Origin of the sequence: Paraburkholderia sediminicola (assembly GCF_046026895.1) — a bacterium.
GTDB classification, from domain to species: domain Bacteria; phylum Pseudomonadota; class Gammaproteobacteria; order Burkholderiales; family Burkholderiaceae; genus Paraburkholderia; species Paraburkholderia sediminicola_C.
Window position 1 is genome coordinate 1 of the sequence record NZ_JAQQEU010000040.1, and the last position, 21,831, is coordinate 21,831.

A 21,831-nucleotide genomic window follows, 5' to 3' on the forward strand; every position below is an offset into this window, starting at 1 on the left:
AGCCGAAGCCGAAGCCGAAGCCGAAGCCGCCTGCTGCTGACTCGCGCTCTGCGCAGCTGCGCTGTTCTGCTGGTCGATGCTCTGCTGCAAGGTTTGCGAGAACGGGTTGGCGCTCGCCGAGGCGGCCATCGCCGCGCTGGTCGAGGGGCTGCTGGCGGAGCCGAGCAGCGAGCCGATCTGTGAAAGAAGCGACATAAGAAATCCTGTCAATCCGTCAAACGAGGTGGTAGGTCAGCCGTGGCGGCGCTCCCGCCGCTCAAGCGCCTTCGGCGCGCATGCGCAGAATTCGCGCGGCATGTTCGTCGGCATCGCGCTGATCGCGCCGCGCGACGGTTTTCGCTTCGGCGGCTTCGCCGCGCGCCTGCAGCACTTCGTACGAGCCGAGCTTCTGCTTCTGGCGCTGCCAGTCGGGCTTGGCGGCCTCGACGCGGGCATCGGCCGTCATCAGCAGATTGCGCTGCTGGTCGATGGCCGCGTCGAGCGTGTCGATGAACGCCTGGAAGTTGCGCATGTTGCCGGCCGGCATGCCGCTCTGCGCGGTCGCCGTGAAGCGCGAATGGTATTCGTCACGGTATTGCACGAGCGAGTCGAGCTGCGTCTGCACGTCGTTGCGCTCGCGCTGCGCGCGGCCCAGGCGTTGCGCGGCGGCGTCCACATCGTCCTTGGCGAGGCCGATAAGCGTCTTGATCGGAAAGTGTTTCGCCATCGTCAGCCTCCTTAGGCAAACAGCGCGTTCAGCATGTCGACACTCGGTTCAAAGTTCGCGCATTCGCGAAAACCTTGCTGTAAAAATGCTTCCATCCGCGGATACAGCGCGATCGCGCGGTCGAGCACCGCATCGCGTCCACTCGAATACGCGCCGACGTTGATCAGATCGCGGTTGCGCTGATAGCGCGACAGCATCTGCTTGAACATACGCGTTCTGTTCAGATGGTTTTCGTCGATCAGCGCGGTCATTGCCCGGCTAATCGACGCTTCGATATCGATCGCCGGATAGTGGCCGGCTTCGGCGAGCGTGCGCGACAGCACGATGTGGCCGTCGAGAATCGCCCGCGCGGAGTCGGCGATCGGGTCCTGCTGGTCGTCGCCTTCGGTCAGCACGGTGTAGAACGCGGTGATCGAGCCGCCGCCCGCCGGACCATTGCCGGTCCGTTCGACGAGCGCCGGCAGCTTGGCGAACACCGAAGGCGGATAGCCCTTGGTGGCGGGCGGCTCGCCCACGGCCAGCGCGATCTCGCGCTGCGCCATCGCGTAACGGGTCAGCGAATCCATCAGCAGCAGCACGTGCTTGCCCTGGTCGCGGAAATATTCGGCGAGCGACGTGGAATACGAGGCCGCCTGCATCCGCAGCAGCGGCGATACGTCGGCGGGCGCTGCGATCACCACCGAGCGCGCGAGACCTTCCTCGCCGAGAATCTGTTCGATGAATTCCTTCACCTCGCGGCCGCGTTCGCCGATCAGGCCGATCACGATCACTTCGGCGCTGGTGTAGCGCGCCATCGTGCCGAGCAGCACCGATTTGCCGACGCCGGAACCGGCGAACAGGCCCATGCGCTGACCACGGCCGACGGTCAGAAGCGCGTTGATCGCGCGCACGCCGACGTCGAGCACCTTGTGAATCGGCTCGCGGTTGAGCGGATTGATGACCGGCGCGGACAGCGGCGCGTCGGCCTGCGCGCCGAGCGGCCCGAGGCCGTCGAGCGGGCGGCCGGACGCGTCGAGCACCCGGCCGAGCAACTCCCAGCCGACCGGCAGACGCTTCGCGCCCCCCAGCGGATCGGCGATCGGCGCGCTTTCGAGCGGAAAGACGCGCGCGCCGGGCAGCAGGCCGATCACTTCGGTGGTCGGCATCAGGAACAGCTTGTCGCCGGAGAAGCCGACGACTTCGGCTTCGGCCATCGGCAGCGAACTGCCTGGCGGCAGTTCGATCATCACTTCGGCGCCCACCGACAGGCGCAGGCCGACCGCTTCGAGCACGAGTCCGGCGGCACGCGTCAAGCGCCCGCATGCGCGCAGCGGCCTGGCGATCGCGTTGCGCGCGCGCAGTGCGTCGAGCCGGCCGCGCCACGCCTGCACGTGCGGATTGCTGTCGAGCGCGGGGTCATAGGGGGCTTGGATGATAGCCGGGGACGCGGTGCTTGAAGCAGCGGAATCGCGGCTCGCGGGGGTGCCCGTCCCCGGATGGGCGTGAGCCGGATCGCGCAGCGCGGCTTCGATGGCGGCCACCGCGGCCGCGGCGGGTGTCACGGTGGGTGTCACCGCGTCCGGCACATCAACAAGCGCCTCGGCACCGAACGACGCCAGTGCCAGTTCCCGTTCGAGCGGCGTCAGATCGCTGGCGCGGATATCTTCGAGCGTCGGCTTCACCACGTGCTCACCTTGCCGAGCGCGGCCGCGACGCGCTCCCAGCGCGTCTCGATGCCGGCGTCCACTTCGCCGCTGCCGGCTTGCGCGCGGCAGCCGCCGCGCTCCACCGACGCATCCGTGCGCACGGTCCAGCCGCGCGTTTGCAGTTCTTCCATGAGATAGGCTTCGACGACCGGCAGATCGGCGGGACTCACGATCAACGCCGGCGCGCCGACCAGCGCGGGCTCGGCGGCGAGCACCTCGCGCGCGGCGGCGATCAGCGCGGTCGGGTCGTGCTGCACGTGCTGGCGCACCACCTGTTGCGCGATGTCCAGCGCCAGCGCGACCAGCGTTTCGGAGATTGCGCCCTGCGCGCCGTCGAGCGCGCTCTTGAAGGTGGCCGCCAGCGCGGCCAGGCGCGCCGCTTCTTCGCGCGCTTCGCTTTGGCCCTGCTCGAAACCCTGCGCATGGCCCTGCTCGTAACCGGCCTGGTAGCCGAGCGCCTGACCAGCCACATGGCCGGACGCGATGCCCTGCGCGTGCGCGGCGTCGCGCAGGCGTTCGAGTTCCGCTTCGAACGCGCCTTCGTCGACTTCGGCTTCGGGCGGCGGCGCTGGCGGCGCCGGATCGAACGAGGCCATCTCCCAGCGCTGGTAGGCCGAGAGGCGTTCCTTCGCCGTGGCGTTCTGATTAGACATAGGCATCTTCAGCCTTGCCGCCTATAACGATCTGCCCGCTCTCGGCGAGGTTGCGCACGATCTGCAGGATGCGGCGCTGCTGCGTTTCGACTTCGGACACGCGCACCGGACCGCGTGCGTCGAGGTCTTCGGCGAGCAGTTCGGCCGCGCGCTGCGACATGTTCGACAGGAACTTCTGGCGCAGCGCGGGCGGCGCGCCCTTCAGCGAGATGATCAACGCTTCGGACTCGACTTCCTTCAGCAGCAACTGGATCGCGCGGTCTTCCAGATCGAGCAGGTTCTCGAACACGAACATCTGGTCGATGATCTTCTGCGCGAGTTCCGCGTCGTACTGGCGCACGTTCTCGATCACGCCTTCTTCATGGTTGCTCGACATGAAGTTGAGAATCTCGGCCGCCGTGCGGATGCCGCCCATCGGGCTGCGCTTCAGGTTGTCGCTGCCGGACAAGAGGCCCGTCAGCACGTCGTCGAGTTCGCGCAGCGCGGCCGGCTGGATGCCGTCGAGCGTCGCGATGCGCAGCAGCACGTCGTTGCGCAGCCGCTCGGTGAAGCAGGCGACGATTTCCGACGCCTGATCGCGGTCCAGATGCACGAGGATGGTCGCGATGATCTGCGGATGTTCGTTCTTGATCAGTTCGGCGACCGCCGCGGAATCCATCCACTTCAGGCCTTCGATGCCGCTGGTGTCGCTGCCCTGCAGAATCCGGTCGATGATCGCGCCGGCCTTGTCGTCGCCGAGCGCCTTGGTCAGCACCGAACGGATGTACTCGTTCGAATCCAGCGACATGCCGGTGTGCTGCTCGGCTTCCTTCACGAACTCCTGCAGGACTTCGCCGACCTGCTCGCGGGTCACGTTCTTCAGCGCGGCCATCGCGACGCCGATCTTCTGGACTTCGCGCGGCCCGAGGAACCTGAACACCTGCGCGGCTTCTTCCTCGCCGATCGACATCAGCAGGAGCGCGCTCTTCACTACGCCTTCAGCGCTCATCGGACACCCAATTTTTCACGACGGTTGCAACGATCTTCGGATCCTGACGCGCGATACTGCGCGCGAATTCCAGGTTCCGCTCATATTTGTGCTTCGCGTTTTCCAGCGCGAGCGTCTCGCTGTCGGTCTCGATCTCGACCACGGCGCCTTCGCGCTCGGCGGCCGGGATGCCGTCCAGCAGCATCGGCTCGTCGGGCGGCGCCAGCGCGGCGAGGGCGGGCTCCGGCGGCGGGAACGCACGGCGCAGCGCCGGCTTGACCATCACGAAGTAGAGGAACAGGGCGACCGCGCCGATCCCGAGGTAGGTTGCGATCTGTTTGGCGAGCGCCAGCATTTCCGGCGTGCGCCACCACGGCAGGTTCGCGTTCGGATCGAGCTCGGTGGTGAACGCGCTGTTGACCACGTTGACCGAGTCGCCGCGCGTCGAGTCGAAGCCCATCGCGTCCTTCACCAGCTGGGTGACCTGCGCGAGCTTGTCGGCGGTGACCGGCACCATGCTCACCTGACCCTTCGCGTCGACCACCTTCATGTAGTTCACCACCACCGCCACCGACAGACGCCGGATGTCGCCCATCGGCCGGTCGATGTGGCGCACGGTCTTGTCGAGTTCGTAATTGGTGGTCGAATCCTTGCGGTCGCTGACCGGCGTGCTGCTCACGCCGCTCGCGCCGTTGCCCGCCGTGATCGGCGCGGAAGCCGGTTGCGGCGGCTGGTTCGAGAGCGCGCCCGGCACGCCCGAGGCGCCGCCTTGCGACATTTCGGTGGCGCTGCTGCTTTGCTGGCTGCGGATCGCCGCCTGCTGCGGATTGCCGTTCGGGCCGTAGTTTTCCGAGGTCTGTTCGGTGTGCGAGAAGTCGATGTCGGCGCTGACCTGCGAGTGCGCGTTGCCGGCGCCGAACAGCGGCGCGAGGATCGCATCGACGCGCTGCTGCGTGTTGCGTTCGATCTGCTGGCGATACTTCAGTTGCGACGCGTCCAGCCCGTTGCCGGCGGCCGGCTGGGTCAGCAGGTTGCCGTCCTGATCGAGGATCGTCACGCCGTGCACCGGCATCTCCGGCACCGCCGACGACACCATGTGCGTGATCGCGACCACCTGGCCTTCGTCGAGCACGCGGCCCGGATACAGGTTGACCAGCACGGCCGCCGAGGGCGCTTCCTTGTCGCGCACGAACACGGAGGGCTTGGGTATCGCCAGATGCACGCGGGCCGACTTCACCGTCGAAATCGACTCGATCGTGCGCTCCAGTTCGCCTTCCAGCGCGCGCTGATAGTTGACCTGCTCGTCGAACTGGCTGATGCCGAACTTCTGGTTGTCCATCAGCTCGAAGCCGACCGAGCCGTTCTTGGGCAAGCCTTGCGACGCGAGGCGCAGACGCATCTCGTGCACCTGCTCGGACGGCACGAGGATCGCGCCGCCGCTGTCGGACAGCTTGTAGGGGATGTTGGCCTGCTGTAGCGCGGCGATGATCGAGCCGCCGTCGCGGTCGGACAGATTGCTATAGAGCACCTTGTAGTCCGGCGAGCGCGACCACAGGAACAGGCCCGCCACGATCGCCACCAGCAGCGCGACCGCGAAGATCAGCGGCGCGCGCGGGTTGCCGCGCATCTGCGCGAGCCCCGACAGCCGCTGGGTGAAGTTGCCGCCCATGCCGCCGAGCCCGCCGAGGTCGGCCGCGCCGCCTGCCTGGCCGCTGCCGGCCGCGCCGGCGCCGGGCTGCGCGCCGGTCAGCCCCATGCGGGCGTCGGGGTTGATCAATGAGTTGGCTGACGAATCCATGCGTCGGGTATCTCCGGGATGCCTTTGCGTTCTGCCGCCTGCCGCCGCACCGAGGTCGGCGGGCGTACGGACAGAGACTTTCACCGTTGAAATTATCCGCAGCGCGGCTCAAGCCGATTGCTTGAATAGAGCGGGGTTTCCCCTCTACTTTCGGGGCTTTCCCGATGTGCGCGCTTGCTATGCTTTCGGTCAGATCGGTACGGCCGTCGTGTGGCTGCGCCGCACCGGTCGCTCAATCAAGGGAGAGAACATGACCATGCCCGTGAACGCGCTCTCGTCAGCGCTGCAACAGATGCAGTCGATGGCGGCGCAGGCGGCCGGCGGCACCAGCCCGGCGGCGTCCGCAGGGTCCGGCGCGGCGACGGCCGGCGGCTTCGCGTCGGCGCTCAAGGCGTCGCTCGACAAGATCAGCGACGACCAGAAAACGGCGATCGGCGAATCGCAGGCGTTCGAGCTGGGGTCCTCGAACGTGTCGCTGAACGACGTCATGGTCGACATGCAGAAGGCCAACGTCGGCTTCCAGTTCGGCCTGCAGGTGCGCAACAAGCTGGTCGCCGCCTACAACGAAATCTCGCAGATGGCGGTCTGAGCGGGCGTCGGACGGTGGGACGCCGTCCGCTGCCTGCTTTGCGCGAACCCGCACCAGTGAACGCGGCGCCGCGGTTGCGGCCGTCCGCGTCTGCGCGGCGCGGTGGCCCGCTGCCGCCGGCATCGCTCGCCAGCAAAAACTGACGAGCGCCTGCCGGTGCAGCGCTGGCCCGTGCGCGATGCGCCCCTTAATCCCCCTTACATCGGCCTAAAGCTTTGTCGTTGCCTATCCGATAACCCGGGTATAGGGCAGCTTGGGGTAGTGATGTCCCCCACGGCCCCGCCACGACCAAACCGCAGTCTGAATGAGAGGAGGAGCGCCGATGTTTTCCCCAGGGCACGCTGGAGCCAATGCGTACGCACGCGTCGGTGTCGAGACGAGTGTGATGGGCGCGAGTCCGCATCGTCTGATCGTGTTGCTGTATCAGGGCGCAAGGCAAGCCATCGCGCAGGCTCGGATGCATTTGCAGGCAGGTCGCGTGGCCGATCGAGGCATGGCGGTCAGCAAGGCCATTCGCCTTATCGAAAGCGGGCTGCAGCAGTCGCTCAACCTGGAAGTGGGCGGCGAGATTGCGGAGCGGTTGGACGCGCTGTACAGCTACATGACGCGTCGGCTGTTCGAAGCCAATATGAAACAGAGCGAGCCGATGCTGGTCGAAGTCGACGGCCTGCTGGCGACGCTCGAAGAGGCCTGGATCGGGATTGCCCCGGAGATCGCGCGGATGGCAGCCCAGCCGGCCGCGGAAAGCATGAGATGACATCGAACGCAGAATATTTTGCCCGCTACGAGGCGGTTGCCGCGATTTCCTGCCGCATGCTGATGGCTGCCCGGCGCGCCCTGTGGACCGACCTGGTCCTCTTACAGGAGGAATACCGGCACCTCGTGGAAGCGTTGAAGGACGCCGACTCCGGTGTGAAGCTCGACGAGGCCGAGCGTTTGCGCAAGTACGCGCTGATCCGCCAGATTCTCGCCGACGACGCCGCCATTCGCGATCTGGCGAATCCGGGCATGGCCAATCTGTCAGCGCTGTTCGCCGGACGGCCGACGCGCGTGCTCAAGGAACTGTACGGCGCACGCTGAGGGTGCCGCGACAGGCGACACTCGTGCCGCTTGCGCCAGGTGCGCCGCGTCCGGGTCGCTGCGCGTGACTGGATTGATTTGAGATTTGAGCGCGCTGCCGCCAATGTGACCAAGGAATCGGCATGAACGGAATCGACACGGCCATCGCTTCGCTGCTCGCGAGCCGGGTCGACAGTCTGCTCAACATCGCGCCGGGGAGCGCGGCGACGTCGCAGACCGGCGCGGCGGTCGTCGATACCGCGCCGACCACGGCGCCTCCCGCCGCCGCGTCCCCACCACCGCCTTCCGCGCAAACCGCGCTGTCCGCCGTCGCGCTGACGCTCAATGCGATCGCCCGCTCGGGTGGCGACGCGACAGCCGCTGTACTCGGGCAGCGGCCGATCTGGCCGGCTGCGCCGGCGCTCGATATTGAAATCGGCGGCTTGCCGCTGTTCGATACACCGGCGGCTTCCACGGCCGCCAATGCCATTCCGGCTGCCGCCGGAACGGCGGCCACGACCAATGTGGCGGCCGCCCAGGTCCCGGTCGCGGCGCTCGCGGCCGCGCTCGAACAGACGGTCGGCGACAGCGGTCTTTTCTACGAGGCCCATCTCGCGCAATGGCTGGCTGGCCAGCGCCCGCCGGCGGAGTTGGCCGGCGAGGCGCAAAACAGGCTGGTGGCGGCCGCGCAATTGCCGCTCGACTGGGCAAGCGATGAGGGCGACGCCACTTTGCCGAACGGCGCCGCGCGCCAAGGCATGGGAGCATCGCCCCATGGCGCCGCGCAAAGCGGCACGCCGGACAGCAGCCCCGCCGCTCGCGCCATGCCGTCGATTCTGAACGCGCAAGCGGCACGCTTCGTGGCCGGCGAAGTGCTGGCCAGTTCACTGTCCGACCTGAACGGCCAGCCCGCGCATGCGGGCCTGCACAGCGCGGCGGCGCAAGCCGCCGACGCGGGCTCGTCGCAGAGTGCGCAATCCATGGCGGCGGCGGTGCATCCCGCGACCGTGGCGCTGGTGCGTCAGCAGCTGGATCTGCTCGCTACCGGACAGTTTCGCTGGAGCGGCGAAGCGTGGCCGGGCGCGCGGCTCGACTGGACCATCGAACAGGACGGCGACGAATGGGACCGCAGCGGCGGCGGCGCCGCGAGCGAAGACGACCAGCCGTGGCGCACGCGTCTGACGCTGTCGTTGCCGACGCTCGGCACCGTCGACGCGGAACTGACGCTGACCGGCATGCGCCTCGTGGCGCGCGTGCAGGCAAGTCCGGGCGGCGCGGCACGGCTCGCGATGCAGGGTGAGAGCTTCCGGCAGCGGCTCGCGGCGGCAGGCATCGAACTGAACGGCCTGACGATCCGCGAGATCGGCGGCGGCGCGCCGGCCACGGTGGCGGCCGCTGCGGGAGCGCAGGCGGCGGCTTCCGCATATGCGCGCTCGGCTTCGGCGGCGACCGCGGCGAGCTCGCCGACATCCTCGACTGCGACGGCCAACGGTGCCGCACGCGATCGCACCATCGACGCCACGGCTGCTCGCCGCGCCGCGCGCGTGAGCCGCGCGTCAGCCGGGCAACGCGACGACTTCGACTGGGATATCTGATGAGCCGTCAGCATCGCCGCAGCGCGGCCGCACTCGTTTACGACGCGCAGAGCAACGACCCCGCGCCACGCGTGGTCGCCAAAGGCTATGGGCTGCTGGCCGACATGATCGTGCAACGGGCCAGGGAAGCCGGCCTGTATGTGCACGAGGCGCCCGAAATGGTGTCGCTGCTGATGCAGGTGGACCTCGACGCGCGGATTCCGCCGCAGCTTTATCACGCGGTCGCGGAATTGCTTGCGTGGCTGCATCGGCTGGAAAGCGGCGCCGAGGAAGAGCCGGTGCATGGCGCCGATGGCGTCGCCCAGGACGTGACCGATGTGGTCGCTACCGACGTGGCGGGCGGCCCGGCCGCGCGCTGAGCTTCACCAGGCGACGCGGCGTCTACGCGTTGTCCGATCCCGTCAGAAACGCATCATCAACTTCAGCAACGCGTCGACCCGCTTACCATACGGCGGCGCGATCCAGCTGCGCGCGTTCAGCCGCGCCTGCGTCAGCACCGGCTTCATCTTCGAGAAAGTCACGAAGCCTTCGTAGCCGTGGTAAGCCCCCATCCCACTCGCGCCGACTCCGCCGAACGGCAGGCTTTCGCACGCCAGATGCATCAGCGTTTCGTTGACCGCCATGCCGCCAGCAATCGTTTCGTGTGTCACGCGTTCGATCGTGTGGGCGTCGTCCGCATACAGATACAGCGCGAGCGGACGAGGCCGCGCGTTGATCCACGCGATCGCGTCGTCGAGCGTGTCGTACGGAACGATCGGCAACAGCGGCCCAAAGATTTCTTCCTGCATCAGCGCGCATTCGGCCGGCGCGTGGGTGACGGCGATCAGCGGAAAGCGGCGGCTCGTGGCGTCGGGCAAGGCGTCGGTGAGCGCGTGCAGTTGCGCGCCCGCGGCGCGGGCTTCGTCGGCGAGCCGTTCGAGGCGCGCGAAGTGGCGCGCCGAAATGATCGACGTGTAGTCCGGGTTGTGCGCGAAGCCGGGGTACATCTTCGCCATCCGCGCGCGGGCCCGTTCGATGAATGCCTGCTCCTTGCCGCGCGGCACGAGCACGTAGTCCGGCGCAACGCAGGTTTGCCCCGCGTTGAGGGTCTTGCCGGCGACCAGGTTGTCGACCGCGTGGCGAAAGCGCGCGTGCGCGCCGATCAGCGCTGGCGACTTGCCGCCGAGTTCGAGCGTGACCGGCGTCAGATGCCCGGCGGCCGCGCGCATCACTTCGTGGCCGACCTTCGTGGAGCCGGTAAACAGCAAGTGGTCGAACGGCTGCGCGCTGAACGCGGCGCCAAACGCCGCGTCGCCGTTCACCACCGCAATGTGATCGCGCGCGAAGGTCTGACCGATCAGCTGCTCGAACAGCGCCGATGTGCGCGGCGTCAATTCGGACATCTTGATGATCGCGCGATTGCCGGCCGTCAACGCGCTGACGAGCGGCCCGGCGGCGAGCAGCACCGGATAATTCCACGGCACGATGATGCCGATCACACCGAGCGGCTGCGGCACGACCTTCGCGCGCGCCGGCAGCAGCCATTTGTTGGTGCTGCGTCGCTGCGCTTCCATCCAGCGCTTGCCGTGCTTGAGCGCGGCGTCGATCTCTTCCTTCACGAGCAGGAATTCGGCGAGCAGCACTTCCTGTTTCGCGCGATTGCCGAAGTCCGCGTTCATCGCGTCGGCGAGGGCGTCGCGATTGTCGAGCATGAGCTTGCGCAAGGTTCGCAGATGCGAGGCGCGCGTGTCCCATGCAGGATACGGCGCGCGCAGGTGAGCATGGCGTTGATCGCACAACAGCGCTTCGAGCGCGGCGACCTCAGCCAGATCGTTCTTCATGAATGTCCACTCCCTGATGGATGACGGTGCGCGTTGGATCGCGCTTATTTGATTCGCGGGTTGTGCGTTTCCGGTTACTGCTTTGGCGCTCGCCAGCACCTCACGCGGGAAACGCCCGCTCGATGATCGCCGCGTGATCGAACGTGGCCGGCAGCGTGCCGTACACACGGCCGCTTTCGCCGCAGCCGTCGGCGAGACGGGTGGCGATGAACGCTTCGGCGATCACGGCGGGCGCATGCCTCACGAGCAACGTGGCCTGCGCGATCAGCACGATCTGCTGCGCGATGCGCCGCGCCGACGCTTCGCGCTGCTCGGCCGGTCCGTTGAGCGTGGCGGCCAGCCTGGCGAGCGCGGCGCTTAACGCCGGATGCGCGTGCGCATCCGCTTGCCAAGCGGCGAACAACGCTTGCGCGGCTTCCGGCTCGCGCTCCATCGCGCGCAGCACGTCGAGGCACATCACATTGCCGGAGCCTTCCCAGATCGAATTGACGGGCGCCTCGCGATAGAAGCGCGCCATCGGACCGGTTTCGACGTAGCCGTTGCCGCCCCAGACTTCCATCGCCTCGCCCGTGAATTCCAGCGCGCGCTTGCAGACCCAGTACTTCGCCGCCGGCGTGACGATGCGCCGCCACGCGCGTTCGGCGGAGGAGGTGGCCGAGGTGGACGCTGCATCGGCGGATTCCTCGAAAGCGTGCGCGAGGCGCATGAACAGCACGGTCGCGGCTTCCGACTCCAACGCCAGATCGGCCAGCACGTTGCGCATCAGCGGCTGATCGGCCAACTGCCGCCCGAACGCGCTGCGATGGCGCGCATGATGGATCGCCTGCACCAGCGCCGCGCGCATCAACGCCGCGCTGCCGATCACGCAATCGAGCCGCGTGGTGTTCGCCATTTCGATGATGGTCGGCACGCCTCGCCCTTCGTCGCCGATCATGATGCCGAACGCGTCGAGGAACTCGACTTCGCTGCTCGCATTCGAACGGTTGCCGAGCTTGTCTTTCAGACGCTGGATCTGCACGGCGTTCTTGCTGCCATCGGGTGCGAAGCGCGGCACGTAGAAGCACGACAGGCTCGCGTGATCGTCGGTGCGCGCGAGCACGAGGTGCGCGTCGCATTGCGGCGCGGAGAAAAACCATTTGTGGCCGACGAGCCGGTATGCGCCGTCGCGGCCGCCAGCGGCGAGCGCATGCGCGTAGGTCTGATTGCTGCGCACGTCGGAGCCGCCTTGCTTCTCGGTCATCCCCATGCCGATCATCGCGGAGCGCTTCTGCGCGAGCGGCACGTCGCGCGGATCGTGTTCGCGAGCGTAGAGCTTGTCGCGCAGCGTATCGAATAGGGCGGGCTCGCGCTGCAGCACGGGAATGCCGGCGAAGGTCATGGTCAGTGGACACAGCGACCCGGATTCGATCTGCGCATGCAGAAAATAACCGGCGCAGCGCGCGACCATCGCACCGCGCTGCGGATTGGAAAACGGCAGCGCGTGCAGACCCTCGCGGCGCAACAGCGAGAGCAGTGAATGCCACGCGGGATGAAACTCCAGCGCGTCGATGCGCTCGCCTCGCGGACTATGCGTGAACAGCTCGGGCGTATGACGGTTGGCGAGTTCGGCGAGCGCGAGTGTGTCGGATGTGGTGAGCGCCGCGCCGTGCCGCAGCAACGCGTCGCGATGCCAGCCGGCGCCGTCACGTTCGAGGGCCGCGGACAACGCAGTGTCGCAGGCAAACAGGTTGTAGTTCGCCAGCGGCGGGACCTGATTGGTCACGTCGTGAGTCTGGCCGAAGTGATGCCGTTCCATTTGCTGTCTCCGTTCACCGCGGGCTCGCCGGTGCTGATCGACGGGATGCTGCGGGGTGCTGTTCAATCGCCGTGCGTCGTGCCGCACGCTGGAAGGATGGCGCGCGCCGCGCGCTGTTTGAATGCCGCACGCGGCCGGCGGGCGGCCCCTCGCGTGTCTTTCATCATAGGGTCGCGATGGCGCTTGCGTTTAGAGGATTCGCCCTGGCGCGAAGCCGCTGCAGCCCCGCGCCGCTCCCTACAATGCCGGGGAAACACACGTGGACAAGTGTGCATGAGACAGGGTGCGCGAGCAACGCGGCCCACCAGGAGGGAGCGCATGCAATACGACTACATCATCGTCGGCGCGGGCTCGGGCGGCTGCGCGCTGGCAAGCCGTCTTGCGGATAGCTGTCCTGACGCGACGATCGCGCTGATCGAAGCCGGTCCGCATACCGACCGCAATCTGCTCGTTAACATGCCGGTCGGCGTGGCGGCCCTGGTGCCGAACAAGCTCAAGACCAACTACGGCTATCTGACGACGCCGCAGCCGGGGCTCGCCGGCCGGCAAGGCTATCAGCCGCGCGGGCGCGGCTTCGGCGGGTCGAGCGCGATCAACGCGATGATCTACACGCGCGGCCATCCGCTCGACTACGACGAGTGGGCGCAACTCGGTTGCGAAGGGTGGTCGTGGGCCGAGGTGCTGCCGTATTTCCGCCGCGCCGAAGGCAACGAGCGCGGCGCCGATGCGTGGCACGGCGATGCCGGCCCGCTCACCGTGTCCGATCTGCGTTACCAGAATCCGTTTTCGAAACGCTTCGTGCAGGCGGCGCTGGAAGCCGGGTACAAGCCGAATCGCGATTTCAACGGCGCGGACCAGGAAGGGATCGGCTTCTACCAGGTGACGCAGCGCGATGGACGCCGTTGCAGCGCTGCGCGCGCGTACATCTACGATCGCGTGCGGCCCAGTCTGCACACGATCGCCGACGCAACCGCGCTGCGTGTGTGCTTCGACGGCAAGCGCGCGAGCGGTGTCGAGATCGTGCGCGGCGGCCGTACCGAATTGCTCGAAGCACGCGCCGAGGTGGTGTTGGCGGCGGGCGCGTTCAATTCGCCGCAACTGCTGATGTGCTCGGGCATCGGGCCGGCCGCGCAGCTGCAGTCCTTCGGCATCGGCGTGTTGCACGATGCGCCGGAGGTCGGCCAGAATCTGATCGATCACGTCGACTTCACGATCAACAAGCGCGTGTCGTCGAGCGAGCCGACCGGGTTTTCGTTGCGCGGTATCGCGCGGATACCGCCGCAATTCGTCGACTTCATGCGCCATGGACGCGGCATGCTGTCGAGCAATGTCGCCGAGGCGGGCGGGTTTCTGAAGAGCCGGCCGACGCTCGAGCGCCCCGATCTGCAACTGCATTTCTGCGCGGCGCTGGTCGACGATCACAACCGCCGCATGCACTGGGGCCACGGCTATTCGCTGCATGTGTGCGTGTTGCGGCCGCACAGCCGCGGCGCGGTGATGCTCGCGAGCGCCGACGCTCGCACGGCGCCGTTGATCGACCCGCGTTTTTTCAGCGATGCACGCGATCTCGATCTGCTGGTGGACGGTGTGAAGATGGCGCGGCGCATTCTGGATGCGCCGTCGCTCGCGCGGCATGGCGGCGCCGAGTTGCATACGCGTGCGGGACAGCCGGACGCGGAACTGCGCCGGATCATCACCGAGCATGCGGATACGATCTACCATCCGGTGGCCACCTGCCGGATGGGCGGTGACGCGCGTTCGGTGGTCGATCCGCAATTGCGGGTGCGGGGCGTGACGGGGCTGCGGATCGTCGATGCGTCAGTGATGCCGACCTTGATCGGCGGCAATACCAATTCGCCGACGGTGATGATCGGCGAGCGAGCGGCCGAGCTGATCGCGGCTAGCTGGCGCGATGGGCCGATGGCGTTGAACACCGCGTCGGCGGATATGGCCAGCGGGGTGGCGGCCCGAACCGCGTCGGCGGTGTAGGGCTGCGGGGAAATGCTGGCCAAAAGGGCATCATGAGCCAGACGGTGCTGGCGGCGCGGGCGTTGGCGCCGACGCCGTTTGCTCCACTCCGGCCGCCGTGATGCCACTCATCCCGATGCCCGGCCCCAGCATGAAATCGTCGCCGGCCTGGCCGGGCAATGCATCGCGCGCAACCTGCAGCCACGCGCGCGCGGCGTGTGACAGATAACCGTTGCGCCGCCAGCCAATCGCCATTTCCCACAGAATCTCCGGGTCCACGACCGGCAGACAGGTGAACTGCGCCGGGTCGAGCCGCCGGCAATACGGCGCCGGCAGCAGCGCGATGCCGACGCCGGCCAGCACCAGCGCCGCCATGAAATCCCAATGCCCGCTGCGCCCGACGATGGTCGGCGCAAACCCCGCCGCGCGGCACGCGTTCAGCACCACGTCGTTGAGCGCGAGACTCTCGCCGTAGAACACGAACGGTTCATTGGCGAGCTGGGCGAGCGGCACCTCGTGCAAGTGATCCCAACGCGAGCCGGTGCGCGCGACGAGCCATAGCAGTTGGCGCGTGATCGGCAGCACGTCGATGTTTTCCGGGTCGACGGGTTGCAACACGCCGCCCAATTCCAGCTCACCGTTGATCAGCGCCGTTTCGATCGCGCGCGAACCCTGCTCGAACAGCTTCAGTTCGATCTTCGGATAGCGCTGGCGGAACGCGGCGATGGCCGGCGTGAACAGCGACCCGCCCATCGGCGGAATGCCGATGGTCAGCTCGCCCCGGCCGAGCGTGTCGAGATCGTTCAGTTCCGCCTGCAATTGCGCGTGCGCGGCCAGCACTTCCTGGCCGCGCTGGTAGACGATCCGGCCGGCGTCCGTCAACACCATCTGACGCGCGTCGCGCAGCAAGAGCGGCGAGCCGATTTCGTCCTCCAGCGACTTGACCATCTTGCTGATGGTCGGCTGCGTGACGAACATCAGCTCGGCGGCGGCGGTGAAGCTTTGCTGACGAACCACCTCGACGAAATACCGCAGCGCGCGTAGTTCCACGATCTCGGGCTCCAGAATTCCAAATTGGAATGATTCGAATGATTGTAAGTCATTATATTTATGCTGCGGTGCAACCTATACTGACTTTCATTCGAAGTCACCCAGGGATTGCCATGACGACGCCAGCTCTCGCACGTTTCGCCCACACCGGCCACGCACGTGGCGCGCTGCGTTTCGCGCGGATCGCGGTGCAGAGTGCGGCGCTGGCGGGTCTGTGGTTCGTCGCCGATTTCGCCGTGCGCACGCTACATCTGCCGGTGCCGGGTGGCGTGGTCGGTTTGGTGGTGCTGCTCGCGCTGCTGTTCTGCGGCGGTGTTGCGCCACGCTGGATCAAGGCCGGGGCCGATTGGCTGCTGTCGGACATGCTGCTGTTCTTCATTCCGGCTGCGGTGGCCGCGGTGCAATACGGCGGGCTGTTCCGTGAGGACGGCTGGCGCCTCGCGCTGGTGGTGGTTGGCGGCACGCTGATGGTGGCGGTGGCTTTCGCCGTCGAGCAGGCCGCGCGCCTCGAACGGCGCTTCGCCCTGCGCCGCGTGATGGTCGCGCGGCACGCGGCGCGCGCCTAATTTTTCCGCACTGATCGATCATTTCCGCCCGAGGCCCGTCGATGAGCACGCTCTACTCGTCCCTGTTCGCCGACGATGCCTCGCGCCTGATCGCAGCCGGCTGTTTCGTGCTGACGGTGGCGCTGTATTTCGCGTCGAAGGCGCTGTATGCGCGCTTCAAATCGCCGTGGCTGACGCCGCTCTTGGCCGTGCCGGCGGTGCTCGCGGCGATCATCGTGCTCGCGCACATTCCGTACCCCGTCTACTTTCAGGACACGCGCTGGCTGATGTGGCTGCTCGGGCCCGCGACAGTCGCGTTCGCCGTGCCCATCTTCGAATACCGCGAATTGCTGAAGCGCCACTGGATTTCGCTGACCGTCGGCGTGACGGTGGGGATCGTGGTGGCGGTCGGTGGGTCGCTGATGCTCGCGAAGCTGCTGCATCTGTCGCCGGAATTGCAGCGCAGCCTGATGACGCGCTCGGTGTCGACGCCGTTCGCGCTCGCCGTGTCCGACCGGATTCACGCGCCAAAGGACCTCACCGCACTGTTCGTGATCGCCACCGGGGTCTGCGGGATGCTGTTCGGTGAGCTCGTGCTGGGACTCTTGCCGCTGCGCACGCGGCTCGCCCGAGGCGCGCTGTTCGGTGCGGCGGCGCATGGCGTGGGCACCGCGAAAGCGCGCGAACTCGGCAGCGAAGAGGGGGTGGTCGCCAGTCTGACGATGATGATCGCCGGCGTGGTGATGGTGCTGCTGGCGCCGACGCTGGGGCTGCTGCCGATTTGAGCTGGCGTGCGGCGGGCGGCGGCTAGCCCGCCGAGGCTTGCATGCGGCGGCCACCCGCTAACCCGCCGGGCAGTCGAGCCGCGATCACCCTGCCACGCCGCGCCTCCATTTCAGGATAGCCATGGACAAAAGGCGGATAACATCGACGGCCTTTCATCGTTCGGCCGCCCGCGCTTCGATCCATGACGCCCATTTCGATCCTCATCCCCTGCTACAACGGCGCGGCGACGCTCGCGCGTGCGCTGCAAAGCTGCGTGATCCAGCCGGAAGCGGCGCAAATCGTCGTGATCGACGACGGTTCCACCGATGCCTCCGCCGACATCGTCGCCCATTACGGGCGCCGCGACCCGCGTGTGGGCCTGCTGCGCATGCCGTACAACGGCGGCCCGGCGCGCGCGCGCAACTGGGGCGCGCTGCACGCGTCGCAGGATCTGCTCGCGTTCCTCGACGCCGACGACGAATACCTGCCCGGCGCGCTGGCCGCCGCCAGCGCGTATCTCACCCAAAACCCGACGGAAGTCTCGGTGCGGCTCGACGTCGAGTACACGGATTTTCCCGACCAGCTGACTGTTCACCCGGACTTCGCCACGCATGCGGCGGCGCTCAGCAATACGGTGCCGAGCAGCCTGATCATCCGCCGTTCGGTCTACGCGGCACTCGGCGGCTTTCCAATGGATGACGCGTTTCGACGCCTGGGCGGCGAAGACGGCGCGTTCTCATGGGCACTGCGCGAGATCTTCGGCAACCGGCGACTGGACGACGTGAAGCGCGTGCGCATGCATTACCACGCCGGCATCCACGCGGAGCGTTACTTCCGCGTCGCGCTCGGACTGCAGATACCTAGCCCCGCCGACGTGGCCGACGCATTTCACTTCTCGCGACAGTTCCTCGACACCGCGCGTGCGCACATCCAGCAATTGCGCGCGGCCAGCGTGATCGGCGGCTGAAGTCGGGTGCGGGCCGCCGCACCTCGCCGCTCCGAAAATCCGCACCGCGCCCCCACGCCCCGAAGCCATCCCGATTTGCTACAATCGCCGTTCGTCTTCGAGGAGCGTTGCGACGGGTACCGCGAATCAGCATATTCGCCGGCCGCCCGCCAGGCTCGAAGGCTTCAATCGGAGGGCTCGGACGCGCATCGCGCTGTCCTATCCACCGCATCGAACCGCGCTCACGTCAAATTTCTAGTCAATTTCTTAGAAAGGAGGGCGTGATGAACGCCGCAGTTATCGACTCGCAAGCTTCCAAAGACTACCTCGTTGCCGACATGTCGCTGGCCGACTGGGGCCGCAAGGAACTCACGATTGCCGAGACGGAAATGCCCGGCCTCATGCAAACGCGTGAAGAGTACAAGGCGCAGCAGCCGCTGAAGGGCGCGCGCGTCGCAGGTTCGCTGCACATGACGATCCAGACCGGCGTGCTGATCGAGACGCTCACCGCGCTCGGCGCCGATGTCCGCTGGGCTTCGTGCAACATCTTCTCGACCCAGGATCACGCGGCCGCCGCGATCGCCAAGGCGGGCACGCCGGTGTTCGCATTCAAGGGCGAATCGCTCGACGAATACTGGGAGTTCTCGCACCGCATCTTCGAATGGCCGAATGGCGAATTCGCCAACATGATCCTCGACGACGGCGGCGACGCCACGTTGCTGCTGATCCTCGGCTCGAAGGCCGAGAAGGACCGTTCGGTGATCTCGAAGCCGACCAACGAGGAAGAAGTCGCGCTGTACAAGTCGATCGCGAAGCATCTCGACGCGGACCCGACCTGGTACTCCACGCGTCTGTCGCACATCCAGGGTGTGACGGAAGAGACCACGACCGGTGTGCACCGTCTGTATCAGATGGAAAAGGAAGGCCGCCTGCCGTTCCCGGCGATCAACGTCAACGACTCGGTCACCAAGTCGAAGTTCGACAACCTGTACGGCTGCCGTGAGTCGCTGGTCGACGGCATCAAGCGCGCGACCGACGTGATGATCGCGGGCAAGATCGCGGTAGTCGCAGGTTACGGCGACGTGGGCAAGGGCTGCGCGCAATCGCTGCGCGGTCTTGGCGCCACCGTGTGGGTCACCGAAATCGATCCGATCTGCGCACTGCAAGCGGCGATGGAAGGCTACCGCGTCGTGACGATGGACTACGCCGCCGACAAGGCCGACATCTTCGTGACGGCCACCGGTAACTACCACGTGATCGGCCACGACCACATGAAGGCGATGCGCCACAACGCGATCGTCTGCAACATCGGTCACTTCGATTCGGAAATCGATATCGCATCGACCCGCCAGTACCAATGGGACAACATCAAGCCGCAAGTCGACCACATCATTTTCCCGGACGGCAAGCGCGTGATCCTGCTGGCTGAAGGCCGCCTCGTGAACCTGGGCTGCGCGACCGGCCACCCGTCGTTCGTGATGTCGAACTCGTTCACGAACCAGACGCTCGCGCAGATCGAACTGTTCACGCAGGGCAAGAAGTACGAGAACAAGGTGTACGTGCTGCCGAAGCATCTGGACGAGAAGGTCGCACGCCTGCATCTGGCGCGTATCGGCGCGAACCTCACCGTGCTGTCGGACGAGCAGGCCGGCTACATCGGCGTGGACAAGAACGGTCCGTTCAAGCCGAACCACTACCGCTATTAAGCACGCGGGCGGTTTGAACGCATGACGGTCTGAACACAGAGCGGCGCGCAATGCGCCGCTCTGTTCGCCATGCCCGCTTGTCCGGCGCTTTTTGCCGCGCTTTTCCCATTACCGGACATCCTGCCAAAGGAGTTCTACATGACCGTGCTGTTGACCTGGCTGATCAATGCGCTTGCGCTGCTGATCATCACCTACCTCGTTCCGTCGATCCATATCCGCAGCTTCGGCACTGCGCTGATCGTCGCGGTGGTGCTCGGATTGATCAACACGATCCTGCGCCCCGTGCTGATCCTGTTGACGCTGCCCGTCACGATCGTCACGCTCGGACTCTTCATCCTGGTGGTCAACGCGCTGTGCTTCTGGCTGTGCGCTTCGCTGCTGAAGGGCTTCGAAGTGTCGGGCTTCTGGTCGGCGTTCTTCGGCTCGATTCTGTACAGCATCGTTTCGTGGCTGCTGTCCGCGCTTATTTTCGGCAACCGCAGTTTAGGTTGACCTACAATCATGAACCCGATCGAACTCTCATTCGAATTCTTCCCGCCGAAAACGCAGGAAGGCGTCGACAAACTGCGCGCGACCCGTGCGCAACTCGCGTTGCTCAAGCCCAAGTTCGTGTCTGTCACGTTCGGCGCCGGCGGCTCCACGCAACAAGGCACGCTCGATACCGTCGTCGACATGGCGAAGGAAGGGCTCGAAGCTGCGCCGCACGTTTCGTGCATCGGTTCGTCGAAAGAGAGCCTGCGCGCCATCCTCAACGAGTACCGCGCGCATGGCATTCGCCATATCGTCGCGCTGCGCGGCGATCTGCCGTCCGGCATGGGCGAAGTCGGCGAACTGCGCTATGCGTCGGAACTGGTGAGCTTCATCCGCGCCGAGTTCGGCGACTGGTTCTGGGTCGAGGTGGCCGGCTATCCGGAATACCACCCGCAGTCGCGCTCGCCGCGTCACGATCTGGAAAACTTCGCCAACAAGGTGAAGGCCGGCGCCAATTCGGCGATCACGCAGTACTTCTTCAACGCGGACGCCTATTTCCGGTTCGTCGACGACGCGCGCAAGCTCGGCGTCGAGGTGCCGATCGTGCCGGGCATCATGCCGATCACGAACTTCTCGCAACTGATGCGCTTTTCGGAGATGTGCGGCGCCGAAGTGCCGCGCTGGATCGCGCGCCGGCTGGAGAGCTTTGGCGACGACCGCGAGTCGATTCGCGCGTTCGGGCTGGATGTGGTGACGGACTTGTGCCGGCGGCTGATCGACGCGAAGGTGCCGGGCCTGCATTTCTACACGCTGAACGGCGCCGCGGCGACCAAGGCGATTTGCGAACGGCTGGGCGTTTGACTGCACTGACGAGCCTGGGCTCAAAAGCCCGGTTCGGCGTATAAAAACCCGCGCGGCTGCAACGGCCGCGCGGCCTAGTCCGACAGCTTGCGCACGTAAAGCTGATACAGCGGCGCGGACAGCACTTCCAGCTTGCGGAAGTTCAAATTGACGAACGCATCGATGGCCGGCTTCGGGCATCGCAGCGGGTCCTTTCCCGAGGGCAACTGTTCGGCCCACAAATAGTCATCGAACGCGATGATCCCGCCCGCCTTCAATAGTTTGAAACCGAGCACGGCATCGGCCAGCACATCCGAGGCCTGATGCGAGCCGTCGACATAGACGAAATCGAAATAGCCCTTCTTGCCCGCGGCGATCAAACGCGCGAGGCATTCGTCCGAGTACCCTTTGTGTACGGTGAGTTGCGCGCGCCCTGGATATTTGTCCGCAGCCAGCGTGACGTTGTGGTGAAAGCGCGATTCGACCGCGCTCATGTCGGTCTGCGCGACGCCGCCCGCCTGATGTTCTATGCCGCCTGCCCACGTGTCGATGCAATGCAGCTCGATTGGATGGCGCGGCGCCAGCCTGTCGATCAGATAGCAGGCGCTCGCGCCTTCGTACGAGCCGATTTCGACGATCCTGGCCGGAGCGTGGTGCGTCATCATCTGATCCCACACGCCTTTCGCCAGCGCGTCGAACCAGTTGTTGGTGAATTGGTACGAAGTCATCGTGCAAATTAAGGGTCTGCCTAAATCAGCCATTATGAAGCGACGGCTATTTCAAAAAAGATTGCCGCCGACGCCCCGCCTCGCGCCCCATAGCGTGGTAAGTCCCTGTTGAAGCTCATTTTTGTGCTGTCTATGATCGAAACGC

Annotated in this window: 21 protein-coding genes, 1 pseudogene and 1 riboswitch; of the genes and pseudogenes, 12 read left to right on the forward strand and 10 right to left on the reverse strand. The window is 66.3% G+C overall.

The window, feature by feature from the left end; genetic code table 11:
- From PQR02_RS24920 to fliF, 6 genes and pseudogenes are all read right to left on the reverse strand, one after another.
- Nucleotides 1-195 (reverse strand): annotated as a pseudogene (locus PQR02_RS24920) (flagellar hook-length control protein FliK); the annotation flags it as partial.
- Between the two features lie 61 nt (nucleotides 196-256).
- The gene (gene fliJ / locus PQR02_RS24925; protein WP_408237332.1) at nucleotides 257-706 is read right to left on the reverse strand and encodes a flagellar export protein FliJ; all 450 of its coding nucleotides are present in this window, start codon (nucleotides 704-706) and stop codon (nucleotides 257-259) included.
- An 11-nt stretch (nucleotides 707-717) separates the two neighbouring features.
- On the reverse strand, nucleotides 718-2,370 hold the full coding sequence (gene fliI / locus PQR02_RS24930; RefSeq protein WP_408237335.1) for a flagellar protein export ATPase FliI: 1,653 nt from the start codon (nucleotides 2,368-2,370) through the stop codon (nucleotides 718-720).
- Entirely contained in the window at nucleotides 2,364-3,050 is a 687-nt protein-coding gene (fliH, locus tag PQR02_RS24935; protein ID WP_408237338.1) for a flagellar assembly protein FliH, read from the reverse strand. The genes fliI and fliH overlap by 7 nt, the downstream gene beginning before the upstream one ends.
- Entirely contained in the window at nucleotides 3,037-4,032 is a 996-nt protein-coding gene (fliG, locus tag PQR02_RS24940; protein ID WP_408237341.1) for a flagellar motor switch protein FliG, read from the reverse strand. Before fliG ends, fliH begins: the two co-directional genes overlap by 14 nt.
- Complete coding sequence (gene fliF / locus PQR02_RS24945) at nucleotides 4,022-5,809, reverse strand: flagellar basal-body MS-ring/collar protein FliF (protein ID WP_408237344.1); 1,788 nt, start codon at nucleotides 5,807-5,809, stop codon at nucleotides 4,022-4,024. Before fliF ends, fliG begins: the two co-directional genes overlap by 11 nt.
- Nucleotides 5,810-6,059: 250 nt before the next feature.
- Between fliF and fliE the strand changes: the two genes are divergently transcribed.
- From fliE to PQR02_RS24970, 5 genes are all read left to right on the forward strand, one after another.
- Nucleotides 6,060-6,398, forward strand: coding sequence for a flagellar hook-basal body complex protein FliE (fliE, locus tag PQR02_RS24950; RefSeq protein WP_408237490.1), 339 nt, complete (start codon nucleotides 6,060-6,062; stop codon nucleotides 6,396-6,398).
- A 322-nt stretch (nucleotides 6,399-6,720) separates the two neighbouring features.
- Nucleotides 6,721-7,155, forward strand: coding sequence for a flagellar export chaperone FliS (gene fliS / locus PQR02_RS24955; RefSeq protein WP_408237347.1), 435 nt, complete (start codon nucleotides 6,721-6,723; stop codon nucleotides 7,153-7,155).
- Nucleotides 7,152-7,478: a flagellar protein FliT gene (locus PQR02_RS24960; RefSeq protein WP_408237350.1), complete on the forward strand. Its 327-nt coding sequence runs from the start codon at nucleotides 7,152-7,154 to the stop codon at nucleotides 7,476-7,478. The genes fliS and PQR02_RS24960 overlap by 4 nt, the downstream gene beginning before the upstream one ends.
- A gap of 122 nt (nucleotides 7,479-7,600) precedes the next feature.
- A complete protein-coding gene (gene fliK / locus PQR02_RS24965) occupies nucleotides 7,601-9,052 on the forward strand; it encodes a flagellar hook-length control protein FliK (protein ID WP_408237353.1) in 1,452 nt (483 codons plus the stop codon).
- On the forward strand, nucleotides 9,052-9,411 hold the full coding sequence (locus tag PQR02_RS24970) for an EscU/YscU/HrcU family type III secretion system export apparatus switch protein (protein ID WP_408237356.1): 360 nt from the start codon (nucleotides 9,052-9,054) through the stop codon (nucleotides 9,409-9,411). Before fliK ends, PQR02_RS24970 begins: the two co-directional genes overlap by 1 nt.
- A gap of 42 nt (nucleotides 9,412-9,453) precedes the next feature.
- On the opposite strand, the gene PQR02_RS24975 is transcribed toward PQR02_RS24970, so the two are convergent.
- On the reverse strand, nucleotides 9,454-10,872 hold the full coding sequence (locus tag PQR02_RS24975; RefSeq protein WP_408237359.1) for a coniferyl aldehyde dehydrogenase: 1,419 nt from the start codon (nucleotides 10,870-10,872) through the stop codon (nucleotides 9,454-9,456).
- A 100-nt stretch (nucleotides 10,873-10,972) separates the two neighbouring features.
- Nucleotides 10,973-12,667, reverse strand: coding sequence for an isovaleryl-CoA dehydrogenase (locus PQR02_RS24980; RefSeq protein WP_408237362.1), 1,695 nt, complete (start codon nucleotides 12,665-12,667; stop codon nucleotides 10,973-10,975).
- Nucleotides 12,668-12,985: 318 nt separating this feature from the next.
- Here PQR02_RS24980 and PQR02_RS24985 point away from each other — a divergent pair, with 318 nt between their 5' ends.
- The gene (locus tag PQR02_RS24985) at nucleotides 12,986-14,656 is read left to right on the forward strand and encodes a GMC family oxidoreductase (protein WP_408237365.1); all 1,671 of its coding nucleotides are present in this window, start codon (nucleotides 12,986-12,988) and stop codon (nucleotides 14,654-14,656) included.
- A 30-nt stretch (nucleotides 14,657-14,686) separates the two neighbouring features.
- Here the strand turns inward: PQR02_RS24985 and PQR02_RS24990 are convergent, their stop codons facing one another.
- Complete coding sequence (locus PQR02_RS24990) at nucleotides 14,687-15,685, reverse strand: LysR family transcriptional regulator (RefSeq protein WP_408237368.1); 999 nt, start codon at nucleotides 15,683-15,685, stop codon at nucleotides 14,687-14,689.
- A 113-nt stretch (nucleotides 15,686-15,798) separates the two neighbouring features.
- Between PQR02_RS24990 and PQR02_RS24995 the strand changes: the two genes are divergently transcribed.
- From PQR02_RS24995 to metF, 6 genes are all read left to right on the forward strand, one after another.
- Nucleotides 15,799-16,251 carry a CidA/LrgA family protein gene (locus PQR02_RS24995; RefSeq protein ID WP_408237371.1) on the forward strand — a complete coding sequence of 151 codons (453 nt, stop codon included), beginning with the start codon at nucleotides 15,799-15,801 and terminating at the stop codon, nucleotides 16,249-16,251.
- A gap of 41 nt (nucleotides 16,252-16,292) precedes the next feature.
- Nucleotides 16,293-17,015, forward strand: coding sequence for an LrgB family protein (locus tag PQR02_RS25000; protein ID WP_408237374.1), 723 nt, complete (start codon nucleotides 16,293-16,295; stop codon nucleotides 17,013-17,015).
- A gap of 182 nt (nucleotides 17,016-17,197) precedes the next feature.
- Nucleotides 17,198-17,962, forward strand: coding sequence for a glycosyltransferase family 2 protein (locus tag PQR02_RS25005; RefSeq protein ID WP_408237377.1), 765 nt, complete (start codon nucleotides 17,198-17,200; stop codon nucleotides 17,960-17,962).
- A gap of 93 nt (nucleotides 17,963-18,055) precedes the next feature.
- A riboswitch (S-adenosyl-L-homocysteine riboswitch) is annotated at nucleotides 18,056-18,192 on the forward strand.
- 33 nt (nucleotides 18,193-18,225) lie between these two features.
- On the forward strand, nucleotides 18,226-19,647 hold the full coding sequence (gene ahcY / locus PQR02_RS25010) for an adenosylhomocysteinase (protein WP_408237380.1): 1,422 nt from the start codon (nucleotides 18,226-18,228) through the stop codon (nucleotides 19,645-19,647).
- 138 nt (nucleotides 19,648-19,785) lie between these two features.
- A complete protein-coding gene (locus PQR02_RS25015; protein ID WP_054040830.1) occupies nucleotides 19,786-20,139 on the forward strand; it encodes a phage holin family protein in 354 nt (117 codons plus the stop codon).
- Between the two features lie 9 nt (nucleotides 20,140-20,148).
- A complete protein-coding gene (gene metF, locus PQR02_RS25020; protein WP_408237384.1) occupies nucleotides 20,149-20,979 on the forward strand; it encodes a methylenetetrahydrofolate reductase [NAD(P)H] in 831 nt (276 codons plus the stop codon).
- A gap of 74 nt (nucleotides 20,980-21,053) precedes the next feature.
- Here the strand turns inward: metF and PQR02_RS25025 are convergent, their stop codons facing one another.
- On the reverse strand, nucleotides 21,054-21,686 hold the full coding sequence (locus tag PQR02_RS25025) for a class I SAM-dependent methyltransferase (protein ID WP_408237387.1): 633 nt from the start codon (nucleotides 21,684-21,686) through the stop codon (nucleotides 21,054-21,056).
- Between the last annotated feature and the right edge of the window lie 145 nt (nucleotides 21,687-21,831).

Bases quoted from the DNA above. Each gene is read 5' to 3' on its own strand.
- fliG (WP_408237341.1), bottom strand. From the start codon at position 4,032: ATGAGCGCTGAAGGCGTAGTGAAGAGCGCGCTCCTGCTGATGTCGATC.
- PQR02_RS24960 (WP_408237350.1), top strand. From the start codon at position 7,152: ATGACATCGAACGCAGAATATTTTGCCCGCTACGAGGCGGTTGCCGCG.
- PQR02_RS24985 (WP_408237365.1), top strand. From the start codon at position 12,986: ATGCAATACGACTACATCATCGTCGGCGCGGGCTCGGGCGGCTGCGCG.
- PQR02_RS25015 (WP_054040830.1), top strand. From the start codon at position 19,786: ATGACCGTGCTGTTGACCTGGCTGATCAATGCGCTTGCGCTGCTGATC.
- metF (WP_408237384.1), top strand. From the start codon at position 20,149: ATGAACCCGATCGAACTCTCATTCGAATTCTTCCCGCCGAAAACGCAG.
- PQR02_RS24975 (WP_408237359.1), bottom strand. From the start codon at position 10,872: ATGAAGAACGATCTGGCTGAGGTCGCCGCGCTCGAAGCGCTGTTGTGC.
- PQR02_RS24995 (WP_408237371.1), top strand. From the start codon at position 15,799: ATGACGACGCCAGCTCTCGCACGTTTCGCCCACACCGGCCACGCACGT.
- fliS (WP_408237347.1), top strand. From the start codon at position 6,721: ATGTTTTCCCCAGGGCACGCTGGAGCCAATGCGTACGCACGCGTCGGT.
- fliK (WP_408237353.1), top strand. From the start codon at position 7,601: ATGAACGGAATCGACACGGCCATCGCTTCGCTGCTCGCGAGCCGGGTC.
- PQR02_RS25005 (WP_408237377.1), top strand. From the start codon at position 17,198: ATGACGCCCATTTCGATCCTCATCCCCTGCTACAACGGCGCGGCGACG.
- fliE (WP_408237490.1), top strand. From the start codon at position 6,060: ATGACCATGCCCGTGAACGCGCTCTCGTCAGCGCTGCAACAGATGCAG.
- fliJ (WP_408237332.1), bottom strand. From the start codon at position 706: ATGGCGAAACACTTTCCGATCAAGACGCTTATCGGCCTCGCCAAGGAC.
- PQR02_RS25025 (WP_408237387.1), bottom strand. From the start codon at position 21,686: ATGACTTCGTACCAATTCACCAACAACTGGTTCGACGCGCTGGCGAAA.
- PQR02_RS24970 (WP_408237356.1), top strand. From the start codon at position 9,052: ATGAGCCGTCAGCATCGCCGCAGCGCGGCCGCACTCGTTTACGACGCG.
- fliH (WP_408237338.1), bottom strand. From the start codon at position 3,050: ATGCCTATGTCTAATCAGAACGCCACGGCGAAGGAACGCCTCTCGGCC.
- fliF (WP_408237344.1), bottom strand. From the start codon at position 5,809: ATGGATTCGTCAGCCAACTCATTGATCAACCCCGACGCCCGCATGGGG.
- PQR02_RS25000 (WP_408237374.1), top strand. From the start codon at position 16,293: ATGAGCACGCTCTACTCGTCCCTGTTCGCCGACGATGCCTCGCGCCTG.
- PQR02_RS24980 (WP_408237362.1), bottom strand. From the start codon at position 12,667: ATGGAACGGCATCACTTCGGCCAGACTCACGACGTGACCAATCAGGTC.
- ahcY (WP_408237380.1), top strand. From the start codon at position 18,226: ATGAACGCCGCAGTTATCGACTCGCAAGCTTCCAAAGACTACCTCGTT.